This window comes from Fictibacillus sp. FJAT-27399, assembly GCF_001510655.1.
GTDB lineage: Bacteria > Bacillota > Bacilli > Bacillales > Fictibacillaceae > Fictibacillus_C > Fictibacillus_C marinisediminis.
This window is the reverse complement of the sequence record NZ_LMVC01000001.1, coordinates 218297-242770: the sequence shown is the minus strand read 5'-3', so window position 1 is coordinate 242770 and position 24474 is coordinate 218297. Positions and strand designations below refer to the sequence as shown.

Sequence of the window (24474 nt, the reverse complement as noted above, 5' to 3'; positions counted from 1 at the left end):
TTTTTTCTTTTATTTTATGGTAAAGAAATCCCATTTTCAAGAAGATGGTCGATTTAGAGTGGAAATATTTTCATGTATTGCTATACTATATTTGTCAGACTATCATTCAACTTGTGAGCTTAAATATGAACAGAAAGAAGGTATGATCATGTTTAAATCCGGAGAAACCGTAAACGTAAACGGGACATATGCTGAAGCAGGCCATGGCGGCGGCAAAGTAAAAAGAGGACAGCGTGTGGAACTTCAAGAAGGTTCAACGTTTCCTGAACTAAAACCTTACACAATAGAAATTTCACACGGCGGCAAGACCAAAACCCGCAATCGGCAGCACCAATGGAAGCTAGTTAAGTAAAACAGGCGATAATCGTCTGTTTTTTTCAATGAGCTGCATAGATATATTGTCCAGCTCCAGCTCTTGTTGGAGTAAACAAGGAACTGGCGTTTTTCAAAATAAAAACACCGATTCCAAGTAATGAAATCGGTGCGTGCTTACAATGTAAAGTGAGCCGAAATGTCTTCAAGGGCCCGCTCAGCAATAATCTGTTTTCCGTACTCTTGAATTCGATGGATGGATGCATCAGAATCTGTGCCATATTCGAGCAGCTGAGATAATAAATCATCCTGCTCCCTATCCGTTGTTTCTGGATTGAACGTAACATACAAGTAATACTTATTATCAAAGTGATAAAGGGAATTTGCGAATAAAGAACTGTCAATGTTGTGGGATAACATGATCATATCTTCAAAATCACTGAAGATTAACAGAAAGGACAAATAATCTTCGTCTGCAAGTTCAATATCTTCAGCTTCCTCTTTATCATCTGGCGTAAACTGCTGATCAAGCATCTTTTCGATATTTTTATCTACAGGAAGATCGATTTTTTCATCACCTAGAGGCAATTCAAGCTTGGTGCCGTCTTTTGACATCTGTGCTCTGGTTACAATAATCTCCAGCCCTTTATCCATGGCCTGCACCTGAATCCAAAGCGGACCCTCTAAAGGAAACTGTTCCTGCTGGTGGGCTTCGTCCATCATTTCCCAGAACAATTCTTCCCCCCGCTCACGGTCGGACCAGATTTCCTCACGATCAAAACCTCGGTCTTCAATATCTCTATACGTTATGAAAAATTTAATTGTAAATTCATTGACTCTTTCTATTTCCATTTCGTTCTCTCCCTTCTAACCGTATTGTAACCTATGAAGGGATAATTTCCCCTGGGTATGATGTATTGTCACTTTTCCCTAAAAAAAGAAAATTCAATCCAAAGCTGGCTCATTCTTGTACTTCTATTCTATGACAAAACATCGAAGTTGGAAATAAAAATGCTGACCATTTTTTTGCCCTTTTTTTTAGATTAAACGGGCTCTTTTAACGATTAAATGACTTTTCGGAAAAATAAATGGTCTTAATTTGAAAGAAGTTTTGTACATTTTAACATACATAGTCCCGTTTAGCACTTGAAAGGGGTTTGGCATTCGTGGAAACAGATTTCCTCATATCCCTCTTACAGATCATCGCCATTGATATTCTGCTTGGGGGAGATAATGCGATTGTAATCGCTCTGGCCAGCCGTAATTTGCCTGAGCATCAAAGAAATAAAGCGATTTTTATTGGGACAGGCCTCGCAATCATCGTCAGAATCATCTTAACCGTTCTTGTGGTCTATTTGCTCAAGGTTCCCCTTCTTTACCTGACAGGGGGAGTTCTGTTAATTTACATCGCCTTCCAGCTGCTTGTACATGATGAAAACGGAAATAATATTAAACCAGGCATGTCGTTGATCAGCGCCATCCGAACCATTGTTGTAGCCGATATTGCAATGGGCCTTGATAATGTACTGGCTATTGCTGGTGCTTCACATGGATCGGTTCAGCTCGTCGTGATTGGTCTTATCATCTCTGTACCTATTATTATATGGGGAAGCAAGGCCATCCTTCATATGATGGAACGCTTTTCAATTCTGATTTATATCGGCGCCGGTATTCTGGCCTACACAGCAGCGGGTATGATCTGTTCGGAAAAAGAACTTCAGCCTTTATTCCTGTCCAGCCCCCACATCAAATCCGCATTCAGCATCATTATCGTAATCGGAGTGATTGCTGCAGGCGTTCTTTCAAAATCGATGAGGACCGGAAAACATAAATGATTGATAAAAAAAGCTTCTACAGAAGTTAATCTGTAGAAGCTTTTTTAATTAACCATACGCTGTGCTTCGAGCAATTGATACGTACGGACTTTTCTAGGTAAAAACCTTCTGATTTCATCTTCATTATAGCCTACCTGGAGTCGTTTTTCATCCATGATAATCGGCCGTCTTAAAAGCCCTGGGTTTTCTGCGATAAGCTGATACAGATCCTGTAGAGGCATCGTCTCGACATTCAAGTTTAATTCCTGAAATGTTTTTGAACGGGTTGAAATAATTTCATCCGTTCCATCCTCAGTCATACGAAGGATTTGTTTTACTTCCTCTATGCTCAAAGGCTCTGAAAAGATATTTCTTTCTTGGTATGGAATGTCATTCTCTTTTAACCACGCTTTTGCCTTACGACAAGATGTACAACTCGGCGAAGTAAATAAAGTAACCATATGGATCTTCTCCTTCCCCATCCTACTGATTTAACCCCTACTTTAAAATAGTTATTAAATCATATTTTTTATTATACTACATTTTCTTTAAACAAGAAAGGTCTTCACAAAAATGTAATAAAACTTATACAACCCAACTAAAACAATGTGTTCCATCTATATAGACGTATTACCCCGAAAAAAGTTTCACAAAACATAAAAAGAAATAGGATGAAAAAGTTTTCATCCCATAATCACTTTATGCAATTGATTTGAATTGAGATGCCGGCCCTTTTTTCGGACCCGTGGATAAGCCTTTTAAATTCTTTCTCAACATCTCTTTCAATAGTTCCCGCTTACTCTGTTTTTTCTTATCCTTGGCTTTCATGCAGATACCTCCTTGCCATAGAAATTACTCGGTTATGGCGTCTTTACCGTGCTGAAAGGTGAGCACATCGGCTACATCCTGATAAGCTTTACCGTACAATTCTTTATCTTTGTACGTGTGTATCTCATTATACGTCTTTTTCATGTTTTCATAAATACTTTCTTCACTTTCCCCTTTGGGAGCCCAATACAAAATCTCCATTTCATTCACTTGTTCAGTAGCAAGTGACTTTCTTCTGTAACCAATCTTTGATGCATGCTTAAATCCTTCACGCCGATAGAACCGCTGCCGTTTTTCGGTATCTGTATCTTCATAGTCAATGGGTTCTACTTCAAGTATGATCGGTTTTTCTTTTTCTTTAAGCTTTTTCAGCAAGGTCTTTCCCAGCCCCTGGCCGCGTGATTCTTTAGACACGAACAAATAATCAATGAAAATAAAATCATCCAGTTCTACATACATCAGCACATGATGGGGGCCTTCATCTTTATGATAAATATCTCCTTTGTCTTCTAGAAGGAGTTCCATATGTTCTTGAGATTTCATTTCTTCAATTGGGAAATATTGATTTAATTTTTCGTACCAGTTCATTTTGTCCTGACAGCTCCTAACTGAAATGATTTAGTTATAGAGAGAGTAAATAGAATTTGATTTAGTTTTCCCTCTTTCCAAAGGGATAAACATCTTATACAATAAAGAGGAAATGTATGCCTTTTCAATGGAGGGATTAGATGGTGATGTTTTTCCGTGATTTACTCCTGCTCGCTGTTTTTGTCATCGGATTGACTGCTTTTATGGGTATACTCGCACATTGGTTCTCACTTAAAGTATTCGGCGGAAGATCTGTTTTTAAATTCGTAGACCACTCTAAATCTTTTCAGTCCAATTGGAGTAACGTACAAAGAAGAAACCGGTAAACAACTTCTACTTTACGAGAAGTTGTTTTTTTGTGAAGATAAAAGAAGATTATACATACTAGAGGTGGAGATTCATGCATATCAATTTACGAACGTTTATTCAGCAGTTAAAAAAAGAAAATGAAATTATTGAAATAAAAGCCGAGGTTGATCCATACCTTGAAATCCCAGAAATTCACCGAAGGGTCATCGATGAACAGGGGCCAGCCCTGCTTTTTACGAATGTTAAAGGCAGTGATATCCCTGTTGTAACCAATCTATTCGGAACAATCCGCCGTGTAGATATGGCGTTCGGCCCTAAACCGGAAGCTCTTGTTAAGCAGCTGGTCGCATCAATTGATGACCTTCTCCCTCCTTCTGCTTCAAAACTGTGGGGAAAAAAAGGGATGATCAAAGACGTACTGAAAATTGGCACAAGAACTGTAAAACCGGCAAAAGCTCCAATCATGGAAACCTACACAGCTGACGTGAACATGAAGAAGCTTCCTGCTTTAACCGGCTGGCATATGGACAGTAACCCGTTTGTTACGCTCCCTCTTGTTTACACCGAACATCCTGATAAACACGAGCACAATCTTGGAATGTATAGAATCGAGATTAAAGAAGAAAAAAAAACCGGCATCCACTGGCAAATTCATAAAGGGGGCGGCTTCCACCACTTTGCCGCTGAACAAAAAAACGAGGAGCTTCCTGTAACATTATTCCTTGGCGGGCCTCCTTCCCTAATGATCAGCGCAATTGCTCCGCTCCCTGAAGCAGTTCCGGAGCTTATGTTTTCCTCTATGCTGATGGGAGACAAGCTAAACCTTACACATGCGCCGGGTTATTCCCATCCGCTGATCGCTGAAGCAGAGTTTGCATTTGGAGGAGTTGTTCCACCACATATCAGGGAACCCGAGGGGCCTTTTGGTGACCATTACGGCTATTATTCATGGGCACACGACTTCCCTGTATTCAATGTGAACCATATGTGGAAACGAAAAGACGCCATCTACCCCGCAACAGTGGTTGGAAAGCCAAGACAAGAAGACTACTTTATCGGTGAATATCTTCAGCGGCTGATGAGCCCTCTGTTCCCGGTTGTCATGAATGGTGTTAAACAATTGTGGACCTATGCAGAGACAGGCTTTCACGCCCTTGCAGGTGCAGTTGTCCGAGAATCCTATTATAAGGAAGGGCTCGCACATGCTTTAAGAATCATGGGTGAGGGTCAGCTTACATTAACTAAATTTCTTATGGTAACCAATAAGGAAGTGGATCTTCAGGATTTCTCCCAGCTTCTCGAAGCGGTGTTAGAGAGATTCCTGCCTGAGCGTGATTTGCTGATCCTGCATGATACATCAATGGATACCCTGGATTATACAGGACGAAAATTCAACACCGGCAGCAAAGCGATCATGACAGGGCTTGGAGTGCCCGTACGAGAACTGAAAAGAGTATATGAAGGTGGAACCATTCCAGGAATTCATGACGTCCAGGCGTATTGCGGAGGCTGTTTATGTGTCTCTGGACCAACATTTGAAGAAGAACCCGAATTTGGTGAAAAACTGCTTCAAGCTGGCGAACAGCAGCTTAATAAATGGCAGCTGGTGTTTTTAGTGGACGATGCCTCCATCGCCTCATCTCAATCCCAATTTTTATGGACAACCTTTACGCGTTTTGATCCAGCATATGATCTTTACGCCAAATGTGAGGTTGTACGAAATAAAATTAAATACAGCGGACCAGTCATTATCGATGCAAGAATGAAGCCTTTTTATCCCGAAACGGTTGAAACACGGCCAGATATTGACCAATTGGTTTCAAAGCGCTGGAAGGAATATTTTTAATGGAAAAGCTCTGTTAGTTCATGTGTTGTTTTGGTGGGGTGTGATTGAAGAAAAAGACTTGAGGATCTCTTTTAATGATCAGTATGCGATGCCCAATATGATTGAAAGTCAACAATATGCTTTAACAAAGTTAATGGAAAGGGGCTGTCCTGAAAGTCGAAAATTGACCTTCAGGCAGCCCCTTTTTGGCTTGAAAAATCTTCAATGAAAAGTTAATTGAAGTGGAAGATGCGAGACTCCTGCTGGACTAGCGTGACAGGTGAGACTCCCGCCGGTGCTTGCACCAAAAAGTAGGCGTTCACGCCGGTAAGGCTCACCGCACGCCCCGCGGAAAGCGAGCAGCCTGGAACGGAAATCAACAGCTTACAGACTTCTTGGACAGCCCCTTTTTGTTTTATTTTATTGATTAAGAGGCAAAACGGTGGTATAGTATTTAACAATATACATTTTTAGCATCCCTCGTATCCTGCCTGTTCGAGGAGTTTGCAGAAAGGAGAAAAATTGATGAGAAACGTGACATTAACCGATATATTTCTTCATCCATATGCTCAGAAATACTTGGACCGTTCTGGCCTTGTGCATGCGATCTCAACAGCATACCATGCGTTTTCACTCGCTAAAGAGCATGGCGTCAACCCGGATCTCGCAACAAAAGCTGCACTTCTTCATGATGTCGGCCACTATACTTGGTATACAAACGGCCAATGGGATTACTCCCTTTATAAAGAAAATGACATTCATGCCATTAAAGGTGCTGAAAGAGCGCATAAACTGCTCATTGAGCTGGGAGAAGATCCAAGGAAAGCAAAAGAGATTGCGTTAGCCATTCTTTTGCACACTGATTCTTATCTGCCGGAAGGACAGCTTCAGCTTCTGCCGCTACAGCGTGTAGTTGCGCTTGCCGACGAAGCAGATGAGGAGCCTGGCGGTTTGCATCATTATCGAAAACTGGATAAAAGTACGGCACTTAACCGAATTAAAAATCTGGACCGATTGGTGGATGCTCATTATGAGACACAAAACCTAAAACACTCCGTATAGATCATATCCATACGGAGTGTTTTTATTTATATATTAATGAAAGATGAACCCGATCGCGTTTTGGCTTGCATACGTACCAATCGTACTGCCAAATCGGGTGAACGAGATCGATTTAAACGCAGAGAATGTAAACAGTTCACCAAACTCCTTAATTACTTCTTCTTTGGAAGGAAGACTATGAATAATAAAAAGCTCTTTTTCAGGATGCTTTTGCTTCCATTCCTGCAGCAATTCTTTCAGTTTCATTAATCCTTTTTTCTTCCCTCTGTACTTTCCAACCGTTTCAACGATTCCGTCCTGTACGGAAAGAAGGGGTTTTATATTCAGAAAGTCAGCAATGGCTCCCTGAACAGCAGATATCCTGCCGCCCTTTTTCACATTTTCCAGCGTTTCCAATAGTACATAAGCCAAAACCGTTTCTTTTTTCTCATTGATGGATGCTACTATTTCTTCAGCACTCTTGCCTTGCTGAACAAGTTTTTCCGCTTCTTTTAGCAATACATGAATTCCTGCAGAAGCTGTTCCTGTATCGATAATATGCACTTTATGCTGGACGGCTTCATCTAGCATTCCTTTCGCGATTCCGGCACTTTGCACAGTACCGCTCAGGTTTGATGAAAGTCCTAGATAAATCAGCTCGTTTCCTTTTTCAAGTTCAGAATGAAAAGCATTATAGAAAGCCTGTGGAGATGGCTGGCTTGTCTTAGGAAGATTCTCCTCTCTTGCCATCCGCTCGTAAAATTCATCCATACTGATATCGACCCCATCTAAAAAATGACCGTCTTTAAAAGTAATATTAAGCGGAACAATGACAAATGGGACGGATAATGTATGATGATCTACACAGTAGTCGCTTGCACTATCCAGAATAAAAGTGATATTCATTCAATTACCTCGTTTCAAATAATCCTTATAACCCTCCTTAAACATATCATAAAACGACCTCCTGATATACAGGAGATCGCGTCATTTGTTACTGTTTATTCTCTTTGTTCAATTCATTGTCATAAAGATGGCAAGCTACCCAGTGGCCTTCTCTTGCTTCCTGCCATTTAGGAACTGTACTTGCGCAAACATCCATGGCATGCGGACAGCGCGTACGGAAACGGCATCCGCTTGGCGGGCTGATTGGGCTCGGAATATCACCTTCAAGAATGATTCGCTCGCGGCTTCGTTCTACTTCAGGATCCGGAACAGGTATGGCTGAAAGAAGCGCTTGAGTATACGGATGCAGAGGCTCTTCATAAAGCTCATCACTGTCTGCAAGCTCAACTATGTTTCCAAGATACATAACACCCACGCGGTCGGAAATATGTTTAACCATGGAAAGATCATGGGCGATGAATAAATACGTTAGTCCGCGTTCTTTTTGGAGTTTCATAAGCAGGTTTACAACCTGCGCCTGAATGGATACGTCCAACGCTGAGATCGGTTCGTCAGCGATGATAAAATCAGGATCCACTGCAAGGGCACGGGCAATACCGATACGCTGACGCTGTCCGCCTGAGAATTCATGCGGGTAACGGCTGGCATGTGCACGGTTCAGCCCTACCGTTTCAAGAAGCTCGTAAACACGCTCCATACGTTCCTTGTCGTTCTTTGCCAGACCGTGGATATCTATTCCCTCGGCAATAATATCTTTGATCGTCATCCTTGGATTTAAGGATGCATAGGGATCCTGGAAGATCATTTGCATCTTGCGGTTAAAGGATTTTAATTCTTTACCGGACTTTTTGCCATGAACATCAACACCTTCATAGGCGACATTGCCGTCTGTAGCATCGTATAGACGAATAATCGTTCTTCCAGTCGTAGATTTTCCGCAGCCGGATTCTCCAACAAGTCCGAGTGTTTCACCTTTATATATATCAAAGCTAACATCGTCAACTGCTTTTAACACAGCATTCTTGCCAACTCTAAAATGCTTTTTCAGGTTCTTGACTTCTAATAACTTCTCTCTTTCTACAACTGCCATTAACGGGCACCTCCTACTAATGCAGCTTCAGGCGGTTCTACCTTAGGCGCACGCTCATCCAGCAGCCAGCAAGCCGATTTATGAGTTGAAGTAACGTCTGAGGCATCCGGCATATGGTCCACACAAACCTGCATCGCATAAGGGCAGCGTGCAGCAAACGGGCAGCCTTTCGGCGGATTAAGCAAGTTTGGCGGCGTACCAGGAATCGCCAGCAATTCTTTGTCGTTCGTGTTTAACTTTGGCATGGAGGATAGTAATCCCCAAGTGTAAGGATGTTTAGGATTGTAGAACACTTCATCCGTTGTACCTGTTTCAACAATCGTTCCACCGTACATTACCGCGACCCTTTGTGAAAGATTGGCTACTACACCAAGATCATGGGTAATCAGAATAATAGCTGTTCCGGTCTTTTGCTGCAGATCTCTCATTAAATCAAGGATCTGTGCCTGAATCGTAACATCAAGTGCCGTTGTTGGCTCATCGGCGATTAATACTTTTGGGTTACACGCAAGCGCGATGGCGATGACCACACGCTGTCTCATCCCACCAGAGAATTGGTGAGGATATTCTGTAATGCGGAGTTCCGGATTTGGAATTCCTACAAGCTTTAAGAGATTGATTGCTCTTTCTTTCGCTTCGCTCTTAGACAAGTTCTGATGCTTGCGAAGACCTTCCATGATTTGCTTCCCGACTGTCATCGTCGGGTTTAGGGAAGTCATCGGATCCTGGAAAATCATAGAAATCTCAGAACCACGGATTTTCTCCATCTCGCGGTTGGAGAGCTTCACTAGATCTTTTCCTTCAAAAAAGATTTGGCCTTCCTTAATCTCACTCGTTTTTTCAGGCAATAATCGCATGATTGCTTTCGAAGTAACAGATTTACCTGATCCGGATTCTCCTACTATCGCAAGGGACTCACCCTTTTCAAGATGCAGACTTACCCCGCGAACCGCTTTTACTTCTCCTGCAAATGTATGAAAGGAGACATTAAGATTGTTAAGTTCTAATATATTCTTCATATTTTCTCCCCCTATTTACGCATCTTAGGATCCAGAGCATCACGTAATCCGTCACCCAATAGGTTAAAGCTGATCATGATCAACGAGATAATGACAGCCGGGTACATTACTAGGTGAGGATAGATCTGTAATGATTTAAATCCTTCGTTTACTAATGACCCTAGAGAAGCTGTTGGAGGAGCAAGTCCAAGTCCGATAAAGCTTAGGAATGCTTCAAAGAAAATAGCGTTAGGAATAGTAAACATGGATGTAATGATGATCGCACCCAAAATATTCGGGAACATGTGCTTTGTCAAAATACGGGAACTTGTTGCCCCCAATGATTTTGATGCCATTACAAATTCCTGGTTTTTCAATTTTAAGATCTGTCCGCGTACAATACGGGCCATTGTTGTCCAGCCTGTAATAACCAATGCCATTGTGATGGATAAAATACCTGGATCAAGAATTAGAATGAAAAGGATAATGACGATTAAGTTGGGGATACCGACTACGATCTCAATAATCCTCTGCATAATATTATCCGTTCGTCCGCCAAAGAAACCTGAAATGGCTCCATAAGCTACACCAATAATCATGTCAATGGCTGCAGCTAAGAATGCGATGTAAAGAGAAATCTGTGTCCCTTTCCATATTCTTACGAACTGATCCCGGCCCAGAGCGTCCGTTCCAAACCAGTAGTAATTTTTTGTCTGGTTTTTCATTTTATACTGATCGACGCCTCGGATGTCCACACCATCAACACCAAGGAAGCTTACCTTTTCAAGTAAAGGAATACGCGGCGGCAAATTGGTTCTGCTTGTGTCTTGATCATCAAAGCCGTTATGACTCATAACTGGACCTAAAAAGGCAAAAAGGAGAATAGCTACGATGATGATAAGCCCAGCAACAGCTCCCTTGTTTTCAAACAAACGTCTTCTGGCATCCTGCCAAAAGGAAGTGCTCTCTTTCGTTATTTTTTCAGAAGCTTCCGCAGAGATCACCGCAGGCTGGAACAAATCATTGTTAAGTTGTTTTTCACGCATGCTCATTATTCCTTGCCTCCTGCAACCCTGATTCTCGGGTCAATAATTCCGTACAAAATGTCAACAATTAAAATGACTACAATGAAACATACACTATAAAAAATGGTAGTTGCCATAATTACCGGATAATCATTAAGTGTGATCGAACCTACGAATTGGTATCCCAGGCCAGGCACTGCAAAAATTCGTTCGATGATCAGCGTACCTGTGATCAGGTTGATGGCAAGAGGCCCTAAAATAGTTACTACCGGAATCATTGCATTTCTAATCGTGTGTTTCCAAATAACAACAATATTTTTTAAACCTTTGGATTTAGCAGTTGTAATATAATCTTGTCCCAACACTTCTAGCATTTCCGTTCTCATGAACCTCGCAACTGTTGCTATTACAAAAACCGATAACGAAAGTGCTGGCAGAACATGATATTTCGGACCATCCCAAAGGGCTACGGGCAGCCAATCTAGCTTAACTCCCACGTAATATTGAAGAACACCGGCAAATACAAATGAAGGAATGGATATCCCTAATACAGCAAATAGTGAAGAAACGTAATCAATCGCCGAATTTTGCTTTAATGCAGCGGCAATTCCTAGGATCAATCCGATAATCGTTCCAAAAATAGTTGCTTCAACACCCAGAACAGCAGAAGGCCCAATTCTCTCTGTAATCATAGTGGATACAGGCCGGTTGTCATACTGGAAGGAAACACCCGCGTCCCCTTTTACGAGATTGCTCATATAGTTAAAGTACTGTACAGGAATCGGATCATTCAGCCCGTATTTTTCATTCAAGATAACTTTTTGCTCTGCTGTCAATTTTTCCTCGTTGTTAAACGGAGAACCTGGCAGCAGCTTCATTAAGAAAAACGTAAATGAAGAAATAATAAATAGTGTGATCAACATGTAAACCATGCGTTTGAGTACAAAACGAACCACTATTGCACCTCCTAATAATAAACCCCAGCTATATACCTATATATCTATAATAGTTGAGATTACAATATCCTACAATAGTTTTATTTGAAAGTTCGACAAATTTCAACTAGTGAGAATTTTGCAGTTAAAAGGAGAGTATATGGCTTACTGACATATACTCTCCGCGTATAGCTATTTAACCATTTAATATTATTTTTTACTTAACATCCCAGTTTTTATAGCTGAAATCTCCGCCAAATGAGTGGTTTACTACGTTTTTAAGGTTTGGCTTAGTGATGTAAGCAAGACCACGTTGGTACATCGGGCTGATTGCTGCATCATCCTGAATCAAGATTTTTTCAGCGTCTTGCATCATAGTCCAACGCTTTTTAAGATCTGTTTCAGATGAAGCTTTTTTGATTAGGTCGTCATACTTTTTGTTTGAGTAAGCCATTTCGTTATGAGGACTATTAGTTACGAACATATCTACGAATGTCATTGGATCTGGATAGTCAGGTCCCCAACCAGCATAAGAGATATCGTAATCAAGTTTCTCTTCAAGCTTAAGTTTTTGTTTGAATGGTTGTGGCTTAATTTTTAGAGATAGACCAGGAAGGTTTTTCTCAAGTTGGTTTTTGATGAACTGCGCATCTTTTTGTGCTGTATCGCTGTCATAGTTAAGTAGAGTAAGATCTACTTTCTTTGTTCCAAGCTCTTTCAAGCCTTTTTCCCAATATTCTTTTGCCTTTTTAGCATCGCCTTTATTAAGGTCGCCATACTTCTCACGGAAGTCAGATCCATCTGGACCGTTAACGAACTTAGAAGGAACTAGGAAGTAAGCAGGAACAGATCCATTGTTTAAAAGAACGTCAGTAAGCTGTTTTTTGTCCCAGCCCATATCTAGTGCGTGACGGATGTTTTCATTAGCCAACGCTTTGTTCTTTTGGTTCATACGCAAGAAGAATAATGTTGATTCAGGAACAGTACTGAAAATATCTTTCTTGTCTTTGTATTGATCCACGTACTCAGCAGAAATGGTAGTACGGTCTGCTTTTCCAGTTTCAAACAGGTTGATGCGAGTTGCTTCTTCTTTAACTACGTTTACGTTGATTGTGTCAACTTTTACGTTGTTCTTGTCCCAATATTTAGGGTTCTTTTTCAACTGCCAGCCTTTTTCATGCTCCCATTTAGAAAGAGTGTAAGGGCCGTTATAAAGCGCTTTGTCTGCTTCAAGAGCAAACTCTTTGCCTTGTTTTTTAACGAAAGCTTCATTTTGCGGATAGAAAGTAGGGAATGAAAGAACCGCTTTAGTGTAAGGTTTTGATGCAGGGTCAGCTGCAAATTTAATTTCTAAAGTTTTGTCATCAATTGCTTTAACACCAAGCTGATCCGTTTTGTTGTACATTTTGTCTTCAGGGTTAAGTATTTTATCTGCATTCAGGATACCTGCTACTTGATAAATGAAAGAGTATTGAGTAGCTGTTTCTTTCGCTACAGCTTTTCTCCAAGCAAATACATAATCATTTGCTGTTACTTTTTCACCGTTGCTCCAAACAGCGTCATCACGAAGTTTGAATACCCATGTTTTACCGCCGTCTTTTTCTTGCGGCTCTTCAGCAGCACCAGAAAGGACTGGCTGATCTTTGTCATCTAAAGTGTAAAGACCTTCGTAAACGTTATTCGCAACGTTTAGAGATACAGAGTCATCCGCCATGATGTTATCAAGGTACGGAATTTCTGATGAGTCTAACAGGTTAAGCACCTTTTCTTTAGATGAACTACCATTACCTTCAGATGCATTGCCATTTGCTTTGTCATCTTTACCGCTCTTTCCGCTACACGCAGAAAGAAAGACGCTCAATACGAGCACGATCGTTAGAAGTAACGACCATTTTGACTTCTTCATGAATTGACCTCCCCTTTTTCTGTTTACCTAATTAGTGGACCAAAGCTTCGTGAATTATCAGACATTTTGCCCACAACCGTATTATACAAGTTTTCTAACTATTATGCATATACTTTTTTTTACGACTTTTACAAAAAGCCCATAATATTTACGTTTTATTAACAAAAAATAGGAATAAAGACCTATTATTGTCCGTCGTTTTCTTTCTGTTTTTAAGACAGTAATTTCCAGAATGTTTGGTGATATATCCTCCTTTATTACCCCATATTTTTTTCGCTCTCCCGCTGTTTTGAATCAAAAAGCTCACTTCAAGAAGATCGACAGGGGGATTTACTAGGTAAAAAGTATTACTCCATTCGTGAATTTTCATGTTAAAATGTATAAAACAAACTTGAATTTTTCAGATAGGAGAAATTTGATGTCACGCTTGACTTCCTCATTGTTATTAACCGCGGGATCCATAATACTTTCGCTCATTATAGAGCTTGTCTCTGAAAAAAAGATCCACCTCATTCATTTAGTGAACAACCTTTTCATGGTTTCCCTCGCCCTCCTTTTAATTGGCTTAACCCTTTTTGTCATCAGGGGAGGATTATTCGATCTGTTTTCCAGGACACTGAAAAAAGTTATGAAGAGTTTCTCTAAGTCTGCAGAGTATGCAAGCAGCCATGAAACCGAATCGAACTTCTATCTTTCAGAAAGAGTATCAGGAGAATTTGTTTTTCCGCTCCTCTCTTCGGGTCTTTTTCTGTTTGTGGTCTCTAGCCTGGTTGCAATTCTGTCTTAAATTTACTATACTTATTTTAATTGAATGATCTTGGCGATGATAAAGAAAAGTACATGTTTTTGAAGCTCTCAGAGAGCCTGTGTTTGGTGTAAACAGGCAGTGAATAAGCATGGAATGGGCTTTTGAGCTCCTGTCTGAACTTACAGTAGGAACAGGCGTGTTTGTCCGCACGATAGAATGGTCACCGTATGACAGTACGGCTTTGAGAGATTCTTTATGAATAAGTAAGGGTGGCACCGCGGTCCATTCGTCCCTTTTAATGGGATGGATGGGCCTTTTTGTATTGATTTTGAAGTAAAAGGAGAAGGATATTTTATGGCAACTATATTTTCAGGCATACAGCCAAGCGGTACGATCACACTTGGTAACTATTTAGGAGCACTGCAGCACTTTGTAAACTATCAGGAAGATAACCACTGTTACTTCTGTGTGGTAAACCAGCATGCAATTACAGTTCCGCAAGACCCGGTCCAGCTGAAAAAGAACAGCCGCAGCCTTGCCGCCCTATACCTGGCTGTTGGAATTGACCCGGAGAAGTCTACACTATTCATTCAGTCTGAGGTTCCTGCTCATACGAAGATGGGATGGATATTACAGTGTATCGCTTATATTGGAGAACTTGAACGTATGACTCAATTTAAAGACAAATCCAAAGGAAAAGATGCTGTTTCTGCAGGGTTGCTGACATACCCGCCGCTGATGGCTGCTGATATCCTGCTGTATGGAACTGAACTAGTTCCTGTTGGGGATGATCAGAAACAGCACATTGAGCTTACAAGAGATCTTGCAGAACGTTTTAATAAAAAGTACCGTGAGATCTTTACGATTCCTGAGCCTCGAATTCCCAAAGTCGGTGCGAGAATCATGTCCCTCGTTGATCCGGTTAAAAAAATGAGTAAATCAGACCCGAACGTGAATGCCTTCATCTCTATTTTAGATAATGAAGCGGTCATCACAAAAAAGATCAAGCGTGCGACAACTGATTCAGAAGGTATCGTTAGGTTTGATAAAGAGAATAAGCCAGGAATCTCAAATCTCTTGACAATCTACTCTCTTTGTTCTGGAGAGTCCATTTCCGAGTTGGAGACCAAATATGAAGGAAAAGGTTACGGAGATTTTAAAGAAGGCACAGCTAAAGCGATCATTGAACGTTTACAACCGATTCAAGACCGGTATTTCAGCCTCATCGAATCTGATGAACTTGATCAAATCCTTGACCAAGGGGCAGAAAAAGCCAACCGGGCAGCAAACAAAATGCTGAATAAAGCAGAGCGTGCAATGGGCTTGGCCAGAAAACGAGTGTAAAACCCGGAACACGTGAAGAAACCTCCACTTTAAGTGGGGGTTTCTATGTGTTTTTTGAAGTTTGAATCTTGCGGAAAAGCAGTTGTTAATTTAGGGATTTAATCCGAATCTTGATTTAATTGAGCGTTACTCGAAATGAGTATTCACATAACTCCACCCCTGGCTTCAATCCTGAAGATCATAATAAGGGGCTGTCCAAGAAGTCTGATAGCTTTTGATCTCCGCTCCAGGCTGCTCGCTTTCCGCGGGGCGTGCGGTGAGCCTTACCGGCGTGAACGCCTACTTTTTGGCGCAAGCGCCTGCGGGAGTCTCACCTGTCACGCTAGTCCCGCAGGAGTCTCGCACCTTGCACTCCAATCAACTTTTCATTGAAGATTTTTCACGGCAAAGGAGCTGCCTGAAGGTCAATTTTCGACTTTCAGGACAGCCCCTTATTGCTTCATGGTCAGTTTACGTGTGTCCCGTTCTCAAGTTCCCATATCTTTTCAAAGTAAGGCTGCCCTTTTACTAATCGTTCACAGATTGCATAATGCTGGTCGCTCCAGCCGTCTTTAATTTCAGAATAAAGTGCTGCCCATGCTTCTTCAAATTCCATTCGCTGAATGGCCATGTAATTCTCAGGCATCCACTCCGTATACCAATAACGCACTTCCGCAACATTTTTAGTTGTATGAAGCTGATCCAGCACCATGAACAAGAGCTGCTTTAACTGTCTTTCTTTTCTTGTGAGCCCTCTCATGATAATCGGTTCCGGTGATAGGATATGATGCTCTTTTTCTTTGATTTCTGGTTTGAACGTGTAAGTTGCGGTCTCCATTTGTTCCGCCATTTCATAGACGAGCTGTTCCTGTCTCGGAATCAGTCTGCTCTTTCGTATCGGGATACGATAGCCCATCGTGTCAATCACCATCGTTTTCTTCTCATCCGTTATGATAAAACAATGATCAAGCTGCACTCTCTGGTTGTTTTTTCTTACGTATGCTTTTTGGTGTACTTCCTCTAAAAGGGAATCTGGAAGATCGCTAAGTTCATTTTCAATATAATGAAAGAGTGAAGAATCCATTTTCACGATTGGAACTTGATCGAGCAATTCAATAAAGTCATCCTTTCTCCACTCATGGAACTCACAAACGTTATAGCCATTTTCTTCACCTTCGAACCAATTCACCCAAACATCTCGTAAATATAACATCTGCAACCCCTCGCTTAACCGTTTTGTTAAAAACAGTATAGTCAGAGGTTGTCCAATTTATTCTATGGCATGGGAAGAAAAATCCCGAAAAGAACACAAAACCCTGGTTAATAGAATCAACCAGGGTTTTGTATTACAAACAAATATCTTGGCTGAAAAAATCAACCATCATTTTGTACACAAACAAAAATCTTGGTTGAAAAAATCAACCAAGATTTTGTACTACTCACTGTATTTTTTAAAGATAAGTGTTGCGTTATGGCCGCCGAAGCCTAAAGAGTTGCTGAGCACAGCGTTAACTTCTGCTTTTCTTGCTTCATTCGGCACGTAATCCAGATCACACTCCGGATCCGCTGTTTCATAGTTAATGGTAGGAGGAATGATACTGTTTTGAATGGATTTTACTGAGAAAATCGCTTCAATTCCACCTGCCGCGCCTAAAAGATGCCCTGTCATTGATTTTGTTGAACTGACAGCCACTTTATAAGCATGCTCTCCAAATACTTCTTTGATCGCCATCGTTTCAAACTTATCATTATAATCTGTGCTTGTTCCATGAGCATTGATGTAATCAATTTCTTCTAATGCAAGACCGCTGTCTTCAACAGCTTGTGTCATGGCTCTGACTCCGCCTTCTCCTCCTGGAGCCGGGGCTGTAATGTGATGGGCATCACCGGTGCCTGCATAGCCTACGATTTCCGCGTAAATTTTCGCTCCGCGTTTTTTTGCAAACTCAAGATCTTCAAGGACAAGAATACCTGCACCTTCACCAATGACGAAACCGCTGCGGTTCGCATCAAATGGACGGCTGGCTGTTGCAGGATCCTCATTGTAGGAGAGTGCTCCAGCTTGGCAAAAACCAGCCAATGCCATATCTGTGATCGGTGCCTCAGTTCCTCCGCAGATCATCGCATCCGCATCTCCGCGCTGAATCACTTTAAACGCGTCACCAATGGAGTTTGCACCTGATGCACAAGCCGTTACCGTACAGGAGTTCATACCTTTTGCTCCAAGAATAATGGAAACCTGTCCTGCTGCCATATCCGGAATCATCATCGGTACAAAGAACGGGCTGACCCTTCTGTAGCCTTTTTTCTCAAAAACACGGAATTGTTCTTCATGCGTATCCATTCCGCCGATTCCAGAACCGATCCACACCCCTACACGCGGTGCGATCTCATCTGTAATGTCAAGCTCTGCATCTTCCACTGCCATTTTAGAGGCAGCTACTGCAAATTGAGTAAAACGGTCCATTTTTCTTGCTTCTTTGCGGTCCATGAATTCCTGGGGATCAAATTCTGTAGCTTCTGCAGCTACTTTTACCGGGAATTTATCCCGGTCCCTGCGTGTTAGCGGGCCAACACCAGATTCACCTGCAACGATTCGGTTCCATGTTTCTTCTACACTATTTCCAAGGGGAGAAACGGCTCCCATTCCTGTAATTACTACGCGTCTTTTCATTTTTAATTCAACTCTCCTTTGAAGAATAGTTAGCTATTATCTTCCCCACCGAAGTGCAACTGCACCCCATGTAAGGCCGCCTCCAAATCCAACGAGTACTAGCAGATCATCATCTTTTATTTTACCATTTTTTAAGGCATCAGAAATAGCCATAGGAATAGATGCTGATGAAGTATTTCCATATTTATTTACGGTTACTGCCATTTTTTCTTTCGGTAGATCAAGCCGCTGCCGAGCTGCTTCCATGATCCGGATGTTGGCTTGATGCGGAATAAGGTAATCTACATCATCCTTAGTCAATCCAGCTTTTTCAACAACGTTCATGGATGATTCACCCATTTGGCGGACAGCAAATTTAAACACTTCCCGGCCGTTCATATAAAGATATTTGTCCTGATAAAGGTGTTTCGCTCCTCTGCCGTCTGAACCCAGTTCAAAGGAAAGGATCCCTCTGCCTTCAGAAACTGTCGACATTACAGCAGCACCTGCTCCGTCACCAAACAGCACTGCTGTATTTCTGTCATTCCAGTCTGTAATTCTGGACAATTTTTCAGCTCCGACTACCAAAACATTTTTGTAGGTTCCCGATTCAATGAATTGTTTAGCGATCACCATTCCATACATGAACCCAGAGCAGGCTGCACTTATATCCATAGCAACAGCATTAACCGCTCCCAGCCGATCCTGGATCATACAAGCAACGGAAGGAAAAGGCCTGTCAGGAGTGACGGTAGCCACAACAATCAGATCAATGTCCTCTGCATTCATATCAGCGTTTTTAAGCGCCTCTCGTGCAGCATTTTCAGACATGTGTGATGTATTGATATCGTCAGATGCTATTCTGCGTTCTTCAATTCCTGTTCGAGTACGAATCCATTCATCACTTGTATCTACCATTTTTTCCAAATCGAAATTTGTTAACACTTTCTCAGGGACATAAGCACCTAAACCCAGTATTCCAGCATTCATGTCATTACCCCTTTGGTTTATTTTTTATATTTTGTTCGCCAGCTAACTTAGTATCAATTTTTAAGACCTGGTACTAATGTAAGATATTTTTTGTTTTTTGTCCAGTACCGAGATTTCCGGTACAAGATACCAACTTCAAATCAGGGCATATCCTAGAGAGAGAGGTAATCAGTCTGAAAATAAGGAGTGGTACATTTGAATTCGCCTCGCTATGGGCCTCCTTCACCAAGGCATCCAAGGCCGCTGATGCATGCAAGAAGCCCATTTCCTCCACCGCGGCAAACAAGAGAACAGCCTCCAAGTGAGCCGCCCTTTATACCTATGGCTTACCGCCAGCCCTTTCAGCGACCCAATCCCTTATTAAGTGCATTCCGGACGAACGATGGGGCGTTTGATTATAACAAGCTGATGGCTGTTATTGATCAGACCGTTAAAGTAGCACAGCAGGTCTCACCGCTCTTTAATGCCTTTAGGAAAAAATAAAAGAGCCAACACAGAGTTGGCTCCTTTTTCCGATTTCTTAATCCTGTTTTCCGAGCTCATAAGCATCGTTCATTACTTTAAGGAGAAGATTCAACATAGGCTGGATATCCTCCATGGATAATTCCATTCCTTTTTTCTCCAAAAGCTCTTTTCCTTCTGGCAGATGCTTCATGGCAATTTGCATGAATTTCATATTGAGTTCTTGATTCATTGTTCTTCCTCCAATACATGTTCTTTCATTACTTTTCCGTTGGGGAGCTTTCCGGATTTTTTGTATTCGTCAATTTCCTGCTTTATCTTCTTTTCAAAAGAAGCAGGCACTTGCGGGCTGAACCTGCCCAGAGAAATGGCTTTCTCCTTAAATCCATATTGCAGATTCCCGGATTTCAGATCGCCTTCATTAAACTTGTCAGCGACAAATCCATACACATATTCAACATTTTGCACCGTACTAGTCAGTACTGTAGCGCGGCCGAGATCCGATTGGTCAGATACATAGCCTACCGCGTAGAGTGCTTTCTTTTTCACTTCTTCAATAACAGGGATGGTAAATCCGTCACCTGCAGGATAGAAGACATCTGCCCCGGAAGCTTCCATCTTACGGAATGTGCTGATAGCCTTCTGTTCATCGCTCCAGCTGTGTACCACATTCTTATCCACTTTAATCTTGGGCTTTTGGTAACGAGCACCCTCTATAAAGCCATCTATTTCAGGCTGCCAATCCTGGGCGGCAATTACTCCAAGATGGTTGGTGCGGCTCATTTTGGCTGCTGCCATTCCAGCGAAAAAACCCATTCCATATGAATTAAAATGAATGCTCGTCACATTTTTGCCATGTACTTTTCCATTAAAGCTCACAAAGTGCATCTTGGGAAAATCACTGCTGATCTGATCAAAGATATCAGCATAAATCTTACCATGGCCAAAAACGAGGTTAACCTTTTTCTTCTGAAACTCTTTTACCGCTTTAAGCACCTGGCTTTTTGTTTCTATTTTTTCTTTATAAAAAACTTCATTCCCATATGTATCCTGAATCTTTAAAAGCCCTTTATACCCCTTGTCACCCCAGCCCTGATCATTGATTGTATCCTGAATCAGGAGTCCCGTGTTTTGAAGGTTCTGTGAAGATTTTTCCTGGCATCCTGTGAGACCTAACAGTATACAAGCTGCCAGGAGCAATGTTTTAATCTGCATTTTGGACGTTCACTCCATTTCCTCGCTTGCCGGATATCCCCTTTAATAGTATAAAGAATAAATAAAAAAAGGGAAAACATATTTTCCCTTTTTATGCCTTAAACCTATTTTTGAGCCTTTCCTTGCTATGCTGAATCTGCTTTTTCAAACCTTCTTCGATTTTAACATCTGAGCTGAATCCAAGTTCTTTAGCCGCCTTTTCTCCTACAACCACCATGTTTCGCTTTTCTTTTGGAATTTCATCTTCTTTTATAGATAGGAGTTTTAATCCTTTGCGCCATTCTCCGCTTGTTCCGCTGACTATATTATATATCGCATTTCTGCTTTCGTTTTCTGCAGCCATACATAAGGCTCTGACGGCATCTTCAACGTAGATCGCATCCTCTGTGACAGAATCTTTTTTTACCGTCATAACATCACGTTCTCCTTCGTCTGCGCTGATGATCTGCTGAAAAGTCATCCCCTCAGGCTGCCAAGGGCCATATACTGTTGGGAATCTTAGAATGACGTATGAAAAATGCTTTTTTGCAGCAGCCATCCGAATATAATTCTCTTCTGTGAGTTTAATCAATCCGTACAATGTCTCCGGATTCGCTGCAGAGTTCTCTGTAACTTCACCTGTTTTTTTTCCATACACATCATAAGAAGAGGAAAAGATGAATTTCGTTTTTCGGCTGTCTATTGATTCAGCTAACAGCCGCATACAATGAACATGGTCCTTTACTCTATCTTCAATATCACTCCATTGTTCATTTGGCTGAATCCCACAGGCAAGATGGAAAACCACATCGACCTTTTGCATAATCTTCATCAGGTCCGCCTGTTCGATTCGTTGATTAATGAGTTCAAAGTTTGCGTTTCTTCCAATATAATCTAATTTTTCGGTTGATTGGGAGCCATCGATTCCTATGACCTCCACATCATCCTCTAAAAGTTTGGTACATAAGTGGGAGCCAATAAAACCTGCTGCTCCTGTAACGAGTGCTCGTTTCATGAACAATCCTCCGTTCTTTATCCTTCTCTATATCGTATTTTTCAACTTAAGGAGTATGCATCTTAAGAAAAGCACATAAAAAAACCTGCAACAATAAAGTCACAGGATGGTCTCAAAGCGGCTGTAAAAATAAGGGATGGAAGTATACCGTTCTGCACTTTTACCCGGCATCTGTATGGTCAGCGAAACAGAGAAACCTTTTTCAAGGCAAGAGGATTCAAAGGGCCGGCTATGCACTTTGAAAGGATAAACCGAACCTGCCGCATCATGAAAAATTTTAATCGGTACATTGCTTTTCAGGTTGAACCGAGAAATTTCTTTATCTAGAAATCCATCGATCTGTTCGTTTTTTATTCCGTAAGCCTGGCTGATTTCTTTGCGGATTCGCTTCAAAAATAATTTGTTTTGCTTTTCCTGCTGAAAATGCCCCTTAAGATCCAGGCAGGGGTTGATAAAAATGGCAGACCGGATGTATCCTTCCATATCATTGATAAAATCGAGTGCGGTTAGAGCACCCATTCCTTCTGCCAGGATATGAATCTTCGGATTTAGAATTTCATATTTCAGAACATATCGGTAAACTCTTCTCGCAAGATTTACAGCCTCTGGGTTCCCCCAGTTGCGTCCGTATAGATGAGAGTAAAAAACGGTGTATCCCATTTCCATCAGAGTACGGATGAGCATGAACCGGTCAGTGTTCTGTTTCCATAAACTTGTATGATTATCAACAAAATGATTGCAGTCTCCAAATACCATGACAGCAAAACCGTTTGGCTGTTCAGGAAGATGTATTGTATTCCATTGTCCATCTAAGCTGAATGATCTCTCTTCGATACTCACTTTTCTCCCCTCATCCAAAGTTTTCTTACTTATTCTATGTCTGTTCTGTGAAAGAGGAAAAGGGATATGCCTATTCTTGCCGGATTTCCTAAAACATTTAAAGACAAAACATTGATTTTTTGTTACTATATCAAGAGAAGAACTCGTTTACATAAAGCTGAGGTGAACTAAATGCGCTATTTCTGGACGTTAATCTGGTCATTACTTTTAAGCAACATGGCATTTTATGTACTGGCTTCCATGCAGGGCGGAGCATACGACTTCGCAAAAGCTACAACATTTGGCGTGATCTTTGCCGTATTTATCATGATCATCGGTGCTGTACTTCCAAATGAAGCAGAAACTGCAGAATAACCAAAATAGCAGCCCATCACATCCGTGAAGGGCTTTTTTTCATAATAAGGACGTATCTGGAGGTTATCGAATGAAAGAATCCATTACCGCTTTCCTGGATGACAATTTTGACTTATTTAAAGAAGTTGCCCGCTATATTTGGGAGCATCCCGAGCTTGGCTATAATGAATATCAGTCATCTAATAAACTCATCGGCACATTAAGATCATTTGGTTTTGAGGTTGAACAGAATATCGAGGGAATGGAAACGGCATTTATTGCTGTTTATGACAGCGGGCAATCCGGACCTTCCATCAGCTTTCTTGCAGAATATGATGCACTTCCGGAAATTGACCACGCTTGCGGCCATAATTTGATTGGTACGATGAGTACGGCTGCCGGAATTGCACTTAGCCGTGTGCTCGCCGAGACCGGAGGAAAAGTACTTGTATATGGAACGCCTGCAGAAGAAACTGGAGGAGCCAAGGTTCACCTTACCGATAAAGGATACTTTGACCGTGCAGATGCTGCTCTCATGTGCCATCCATACAAAGCCTTTGAACGAAGCGGATCGAGTATGGCGATGGAAGCTCTGCAATTTGACTTTAAGGGCAAATCCGCGCATGCTGCTGCTTCACCTCATGAAGGAATCAATGCTCTGGATGCTGTCATTTCATTGTTTAACAATGTGAATGCTCTCCGACAGCAGGTCACCCCAGATGTCCGCATCCATGGAGTAATCACGCAGGGCGGTACCGTACCCAATGTAATTCCGGATCGAACACAAGCTAAATTCTATGTGCGTGCGTCCACTGTTGAACAATTGCCAGACCTGGTGAGAAGAGTAAAAGACTGTGCTGCAGGAGCAGCTATGAGTTCGGGCTGTGAATGGGAAGCCTCACATTATGAACTCGGCTACGCCAACCTGCTTACGAATGAATCCATGTCAGATGCGTTTACAAAAAATCTCGTTTCACTCTGCATTCCGCTCGAAGAAATTGAAACAGGGAATGACCATGGATCACTCGATTTAGGTAATGTGAGCCAGGTTATACCAGCGATCCACCCGTATATTAAGATTACGGATGCCTTTCATAATCTCCATACGAGAGAATTTTGCACTGCAGCCAATTCAGAAAAGGGCTATGATGGAATGCTCATCGGTGCAAAATCACTTGCACTAACCGGCTATGACCTCCTGACGAATCCACAGCTTCTAAAGACTGTCAAAGAAGAATTCGAAAACCGCGAAAAAAGGACCTGATACCAGGTCCTTTTTTCTTTTACGCGCCAATCAGGATGATTTACGCGCCGATCTTAGCTTTTTACTCGCCGATCC

At 41.6% G+C, this 24474-nt stretch carries 29 protein-coding genes and 1 other annotated feature; of the genes, 11 read left to right on the top strand and 18 right to left on the bottom strand.

Going from position 1 to position 24474, the window contains the following annotated elements:
- Window positions 1–148 precede the first annotated feature (148 nt).
- Window positions 149–352, top strand: coding sequence for a YjzC family protein (locus tag AR335_RS24615; RefSeq protein WP_062231406.1), 204 nt, complete (start codon window positions 149–151; stop codon window positions 350–352).
- 137 nt (window positions 353–489) lie between these two features.
- On the opposite strand, the gene mecA is transcribed toward AR335_RS24615, so the two are convergent.
- The gene (mecA, locus tag AR335_RS01260; RefSeq protein ID WP_062231404.1) at window positions 490–1164 is read right to left on the bottom strand and encodes an adaptor protein MecA; all 675 of its coding nucleotides are present in this window, start codon (window positions 1162–1164) and stop codon (window positions 490–492) included.
- Window positions 1165–1478: 314 nt separating this feature from the next.
- Here mecA and AR335_RS01255 point away from each other — a divergent pair, with 314 nt between their 5' ends.
- Entirely contained in the window at window positions 1479–2147 is a 669-nt protein-coding gene (locus AR335_RS01255) for a TerC family protein (protein WP_062231402.1), read from the top strand.
- A gap of 44 nt (window positions 2148–2191) precedes the next feature.
- On the opposite strand, the gene spxA is transcribed toward AR335_RS01255, so the two are convergent.
- The 3 genes from spxA to AR335_RS01245 form a co-directional block, all read right to left on the bottom strand.
- On the bottom strand, window positions 2192–2587 hold the full coding sequence (gene spxA / locus AR335_RS01250; protein WP_062231400.1) for a transcriptional regulator SpxA: 396 nt from the start codon (window positions 2585–2587) through the stop codon (window positions 2192–2194).
- Window positions 2588–2825: 238 nt separating this feature from the next.
- The gene (locus AR335_RS25085) at window positions 2826–2954 is read right to left on the bottom strand and encodes a hypothetical protein (RefSeq protein ID WP_255357533.1); all 129 of its coding nucleotides are present in this window, start codon (window positions 2952–2954) and stop codon (window positions 2826–2828) included.
- Window positions 2955–2978: 24 nt separating this feature from the next.
- The gene (locus AR335_RS01245; RefSeq protein WP_062231398.1) at window positions 2979–3542 is read right to left on the bottom strand and encodes a GNAT family N-acetyltransferase; all 564 of its coding nucleotides are present in this window, start codon (window positions 3540–3542) and stop codon (window positions 2979–2981) included.
- A 140-nt stretch (window positions 3543–3682) separates the two neighbouring features.
- Here AR335_RS01245 and AR335_RS01240 point away from each other — a divergent pair, with 140 nt between their 5' ends.
- Both AR335_RS01240 and AR335_RS01235 read left to right on the top strand, forming a co-directional pair.
- Entirely contained in the window at window positions 3683–3868 is a 186-nt protein-coding gene (locus AR335_RS01240; protein ID WP_062231396.1) for a hypothetical protein, read from the top strand.
- Between the two features lie 74 nt (window positions 3869–3942).
- Window positions 3943–5697: a UbiD family decarboxylase gene (locus AR335_RS01235; RefSeq protein ID WP_062231395.1), complete on the top strand. Its 1755-nt coding sequence runs from the start codon at window positions 3943–3945 to the stop codon at window positions 5695–5697.
- Window positions 5698–5909: 212 nt separating this feature from the next.
- Here the strand turns inward: AR335_RS01235 and AR335_RS23465 are convergent, their stop codons facing one another.
- Entirely contained in the window at window positions 5910–6056 is a 147-nt protein-coding gene (locus tag AR335_RS23465; protein WP_156418816.1) for a hypothetical protein, read from the bottom strand.
- A gap of 145 nt (window positions 6057–6201) precedes the next feature.
- Here AR335_RS23465 and AR335_RS01230 point away from each other — a divergent pair, with 145 nt between their 5' ends.
- On the top strand, window positions 6202–6738 hold the full coding sequence (locus tag AR335_RS01230; protein WP_062231393.1) for an HD domain-containing protein: 537 nt from the start codon (window positions 6202–6204) through the stop codon (window positions 6736–6738).
- A gap of 33 nt (window positions 6739–6771) precedes the next feature.
- Here AR335_RS01230 and AR335_RS01225 read toward each other — a convergent pair whose 3' ends face one another.
- From AR335_RS01225 to AR335_RS01200, 6 genes are all read right to left on the bottom strand, one after another.
- Window positions 6772–7623: a DegV family protein gene (locus tag AR335_RS01225; RefSeq protein ID WP_062231391.1), complete on the bottom strand. Its 852-nt coding sequence runs from the start codon at window positions 7621–7623 to the stop codon at window positions 6772–6774.
- A gap of 88 nt (window positions 7624–7711) precedes the next feature.
- A complete protein-coding gene (locus AR335_RS01220) occupies window positions 7712–8713 on the bottom strand; it encodes an ABC transporter ATP-binding protein (RefSeq protein ID WP_062231389.1) in 1002 nt (333 codons plus the stop codon).
- Window positions 8713–9732 carry an ABC transporter ATP-binding protein gene (locus tag AR335_RS01215; RefSeq protein ID WP_053354761.1) on the bottom strand — a complete coding sequence of 340 codons (1020 nt, stop codon included), beginning with the start codon at window positions 9730–9732 and terminating at the stop codon, window positions 8713–8715. The genes AR335_RS01220 and AR335_RS01215 overlap by 1 nt, the downstream gene beginning before the upstream one ends.
- Before the next feature lie 11 nt (window positions 9733–9743).
- On the bottom strand, window positions 9744–10757 hold the full coding sequence (gene opp3C / locus AR335_RS01210) for an oligopeptide ABC transporter permease (RefSeq protein ID WP_062232514.1): 1014 nt from the start codon (window positions 10755–10757) through the stop codon (window positions 9744–9746).
- A 5-nt stretch (window positions 10758–10762) separates the two neighbouring features.
- Entirely contained in the window at window positions 10763–11692 is a 930-nt protein-coding gene (opp3b, locus tag AR335_RS01205; RefSeq protein ID WP_053354762.1) for an oligopeptide ABC transporter permease, read from the bottom strand.
- Window positions 11693–11888: 196 nt separating this feature from the next.
- The gene (locus AR335_RS01200; protein ID WP_062231387.1) at window positions 11889–13577 is read right to left on the bottom strand and encodes a peptide ABC transporter substrate-binding protein; all 1689 of its coding nucleotides are present in this window, start codon (window positions 13575–13577) and stop codon (window positions 11889–11891) included.
- Window positions 13578–13995: 418 nt separating this feature from the next.
- On the opposite strand from AR335_RS01200, the gene AR335_RS01195 reads away from it, so the two are divergent.
- The 3 genes from AR335_RS01195 (at window position 13996) to AR335_RS23460 (ending at window position 16180) form a co-directional block, all read left to right on the top strand.
- Window positions 13996–14364, top strand: a complete 369-nt coding sequence (locus AR335_RS01195) for a DUF3899 domain-containing protein (protein WP_062231385.1) — start codon at window positions 13996–13998, stop codon at window positions 14362–14364.
- 27 nt (window positions 14365–14391) lie between these two features.
- Window positions 14392–14622: a binding site (T-box leader), on the top strand.
- Between the two features lie 57 nt (window positions 14623–14679).
- A complete protein-coding gene (gene trpS / locus AR335_RS01190; protein WP_053358293.1) occupies window positions 14680–15669 on the top strand; it encodes a tryptophan--tRNA ligase in 990 nt (329 codons plus the stop codon).
- 214 nt (window positions 15670–15883) lie between these two features.
- Window positions 15884–16180 (top strand): hypothetical protein, encoded by a 297-nt coding sequence (locus tag AR335_RS23460; protein ID WP_156418815.1) that lies wholly within the window; start codon window positions 15884–15886, stop codon window positions 16178–16180.
- On the opposite strand, the gene AR335_RS01185 is transcribed toward AR335_RS23460, so the two are convergent.
- The 3 genes from AR335_RS01185 to AR335_RS01175 all read right to left on the bottom strand — a co-directional run bounded on the left by AR335_RS01185 (window position 16115) and on the right by AR335_RS01175 (window position 19291).
- The gene (locus AR335_RS01185) at window positions 16115–16861 is read right to left on the bottom strand and encodes a YjbA family protein (protein WP_053354765.1); all 747 of its coding nucleotides are present in this window, start codon (window positions 16859–16861) and stop codon (window positions 16115–16117) included. The two genes, AR335_RS23460 and AR335_RS01185, sit on opposite strands and share 66 nt — an antisense overlap.
- Window positions 16862–17083: 222 nt before the next feature.
- Window positions 17084–18322, bottom strand: a complete 1239-nt coding sequence (gene fabF, locus AR335_RS01180; protein ID WP_062231382.1) for a beta-ketoacyl-ACP synthase II — start codon at window positions 18320–18322, stop codon at window positions 17084–17086.
- A 36-nt stretch (window positions 18323–18358) separates the two neighbouring features.
- Window positions 18359–19291 carry a beta-ketoacyl-ACP synthase III gene (locus AR335_RS01175; protein WP_053354767.1) on the bottom strand — a complete coding sequence of 311 codons (933 nt, stop codon included), beginning with the start codon at window positions 19289–19291 and terminating at the stop codon, window positions 18359–18361.
- A 195-nt stretch (window positions 19292–19486) separates the two neighbouring features.
- Here AR335_RS01175 and AR335_RS22815 point away from each other — a divergent pair, with 195 nt between their 5' ends.
- On the top strand, window positions 19487–19774 hold the full coding sequence (locus AR335_RS22815) for a YppG family protein (protein ID WP_082683303.1): 288 nt from the start codon (window positions 19487–19489) through the stop codon (window positions 19772–19774).
- Between the two features lie 37 nt (window positions 19775–19811).
- Here the strand turns inward: AR335_RS22815 and AR335_RS01165 are convergent, their stop codons facing one another.
- The 4 genes from AR335_RS01165 to AR335_RS01150 all read right to left on the bottom strand — a co-directional run bounded on the left by AR335_RS01165 (window position 19812) and on the right by AR335_RS01150 (window position 22802).
- Window positions 19812–19985: a ComZ family protein gene (locus AR335_RS01165; RefSeq protein WP_053354769.1), complete on the bottom strand. Its 174-nt coding sequence runs from the start codon at window positions 19983–19985 to the stop codon at window positions 19812–19814.
- On the bottom strand, window positions 19982–20968 hold the full coding sequence (locus AR335_RS01160) for a BMP family ABC transporter substrate-binding protein (RefSeq protein ID WP_062231377.1): 987 nt from the start codon (window positions 20966–20968) through the stop codon (window positions 19982–19984). Before AR335_RS01160 ends, AR335_RS01165 begins: the two co-directional genes overlap by 4 nt.
- A 91-nt stretch (window positions 20969–21059) precedes the next feature.
- Complete coding sequence (locus AR335_RS01155; RefSeq protein ID WP_062231374.1) at window positions 21060–21962, bottom strand: NAD-dependent epimerase/dehydratase family protein; 903 nt, start codon at window positions 21960–21962, stop codon at window positions 21060–21062.
- Window positions 21963–22061: 99 nt separating this feature from the next.
- Window positions 22062–22802 (bottom strand): hypothetical protein, encoded by a 741-nt coding sequence (locus AR335_RS01150; protein WP_062231372.1) that lies wholly within the window; start codon window positions 22800–22802, stop codon window positions 22062–22064.
- A 171-nt stretch (window positions 22803–22973) separates the two neighbouring features.
- Here AR335_RS01150 and AR335_RS01145 point away from each other — a divergent pair, with 171 nt between their 5' ends.
- A complete protein-coding gene (locus AR335_RS01145; RefSeq protein WP_053354773.1) occupies window positions 22974–23156 on the top strand; it encodes a YjzD family protein in 183 nt (60 codons plus the stop codon).
- A 70-nt stretch (window positions 23157–23226) separates the two neighbouring features.
- On the top strand, window positions 23227–24399 hold the full coding sequence (locus tag AR335_RS01140) for a M20 family metallopeptidase (RefSeq protein WP_062231371.1): 1173 nt from the start codon (window positions 23227–23229) through the stop codon (window positions 24397–24399).
- Window positions 24400–24474: the final 75 nt, after the last annotated feature.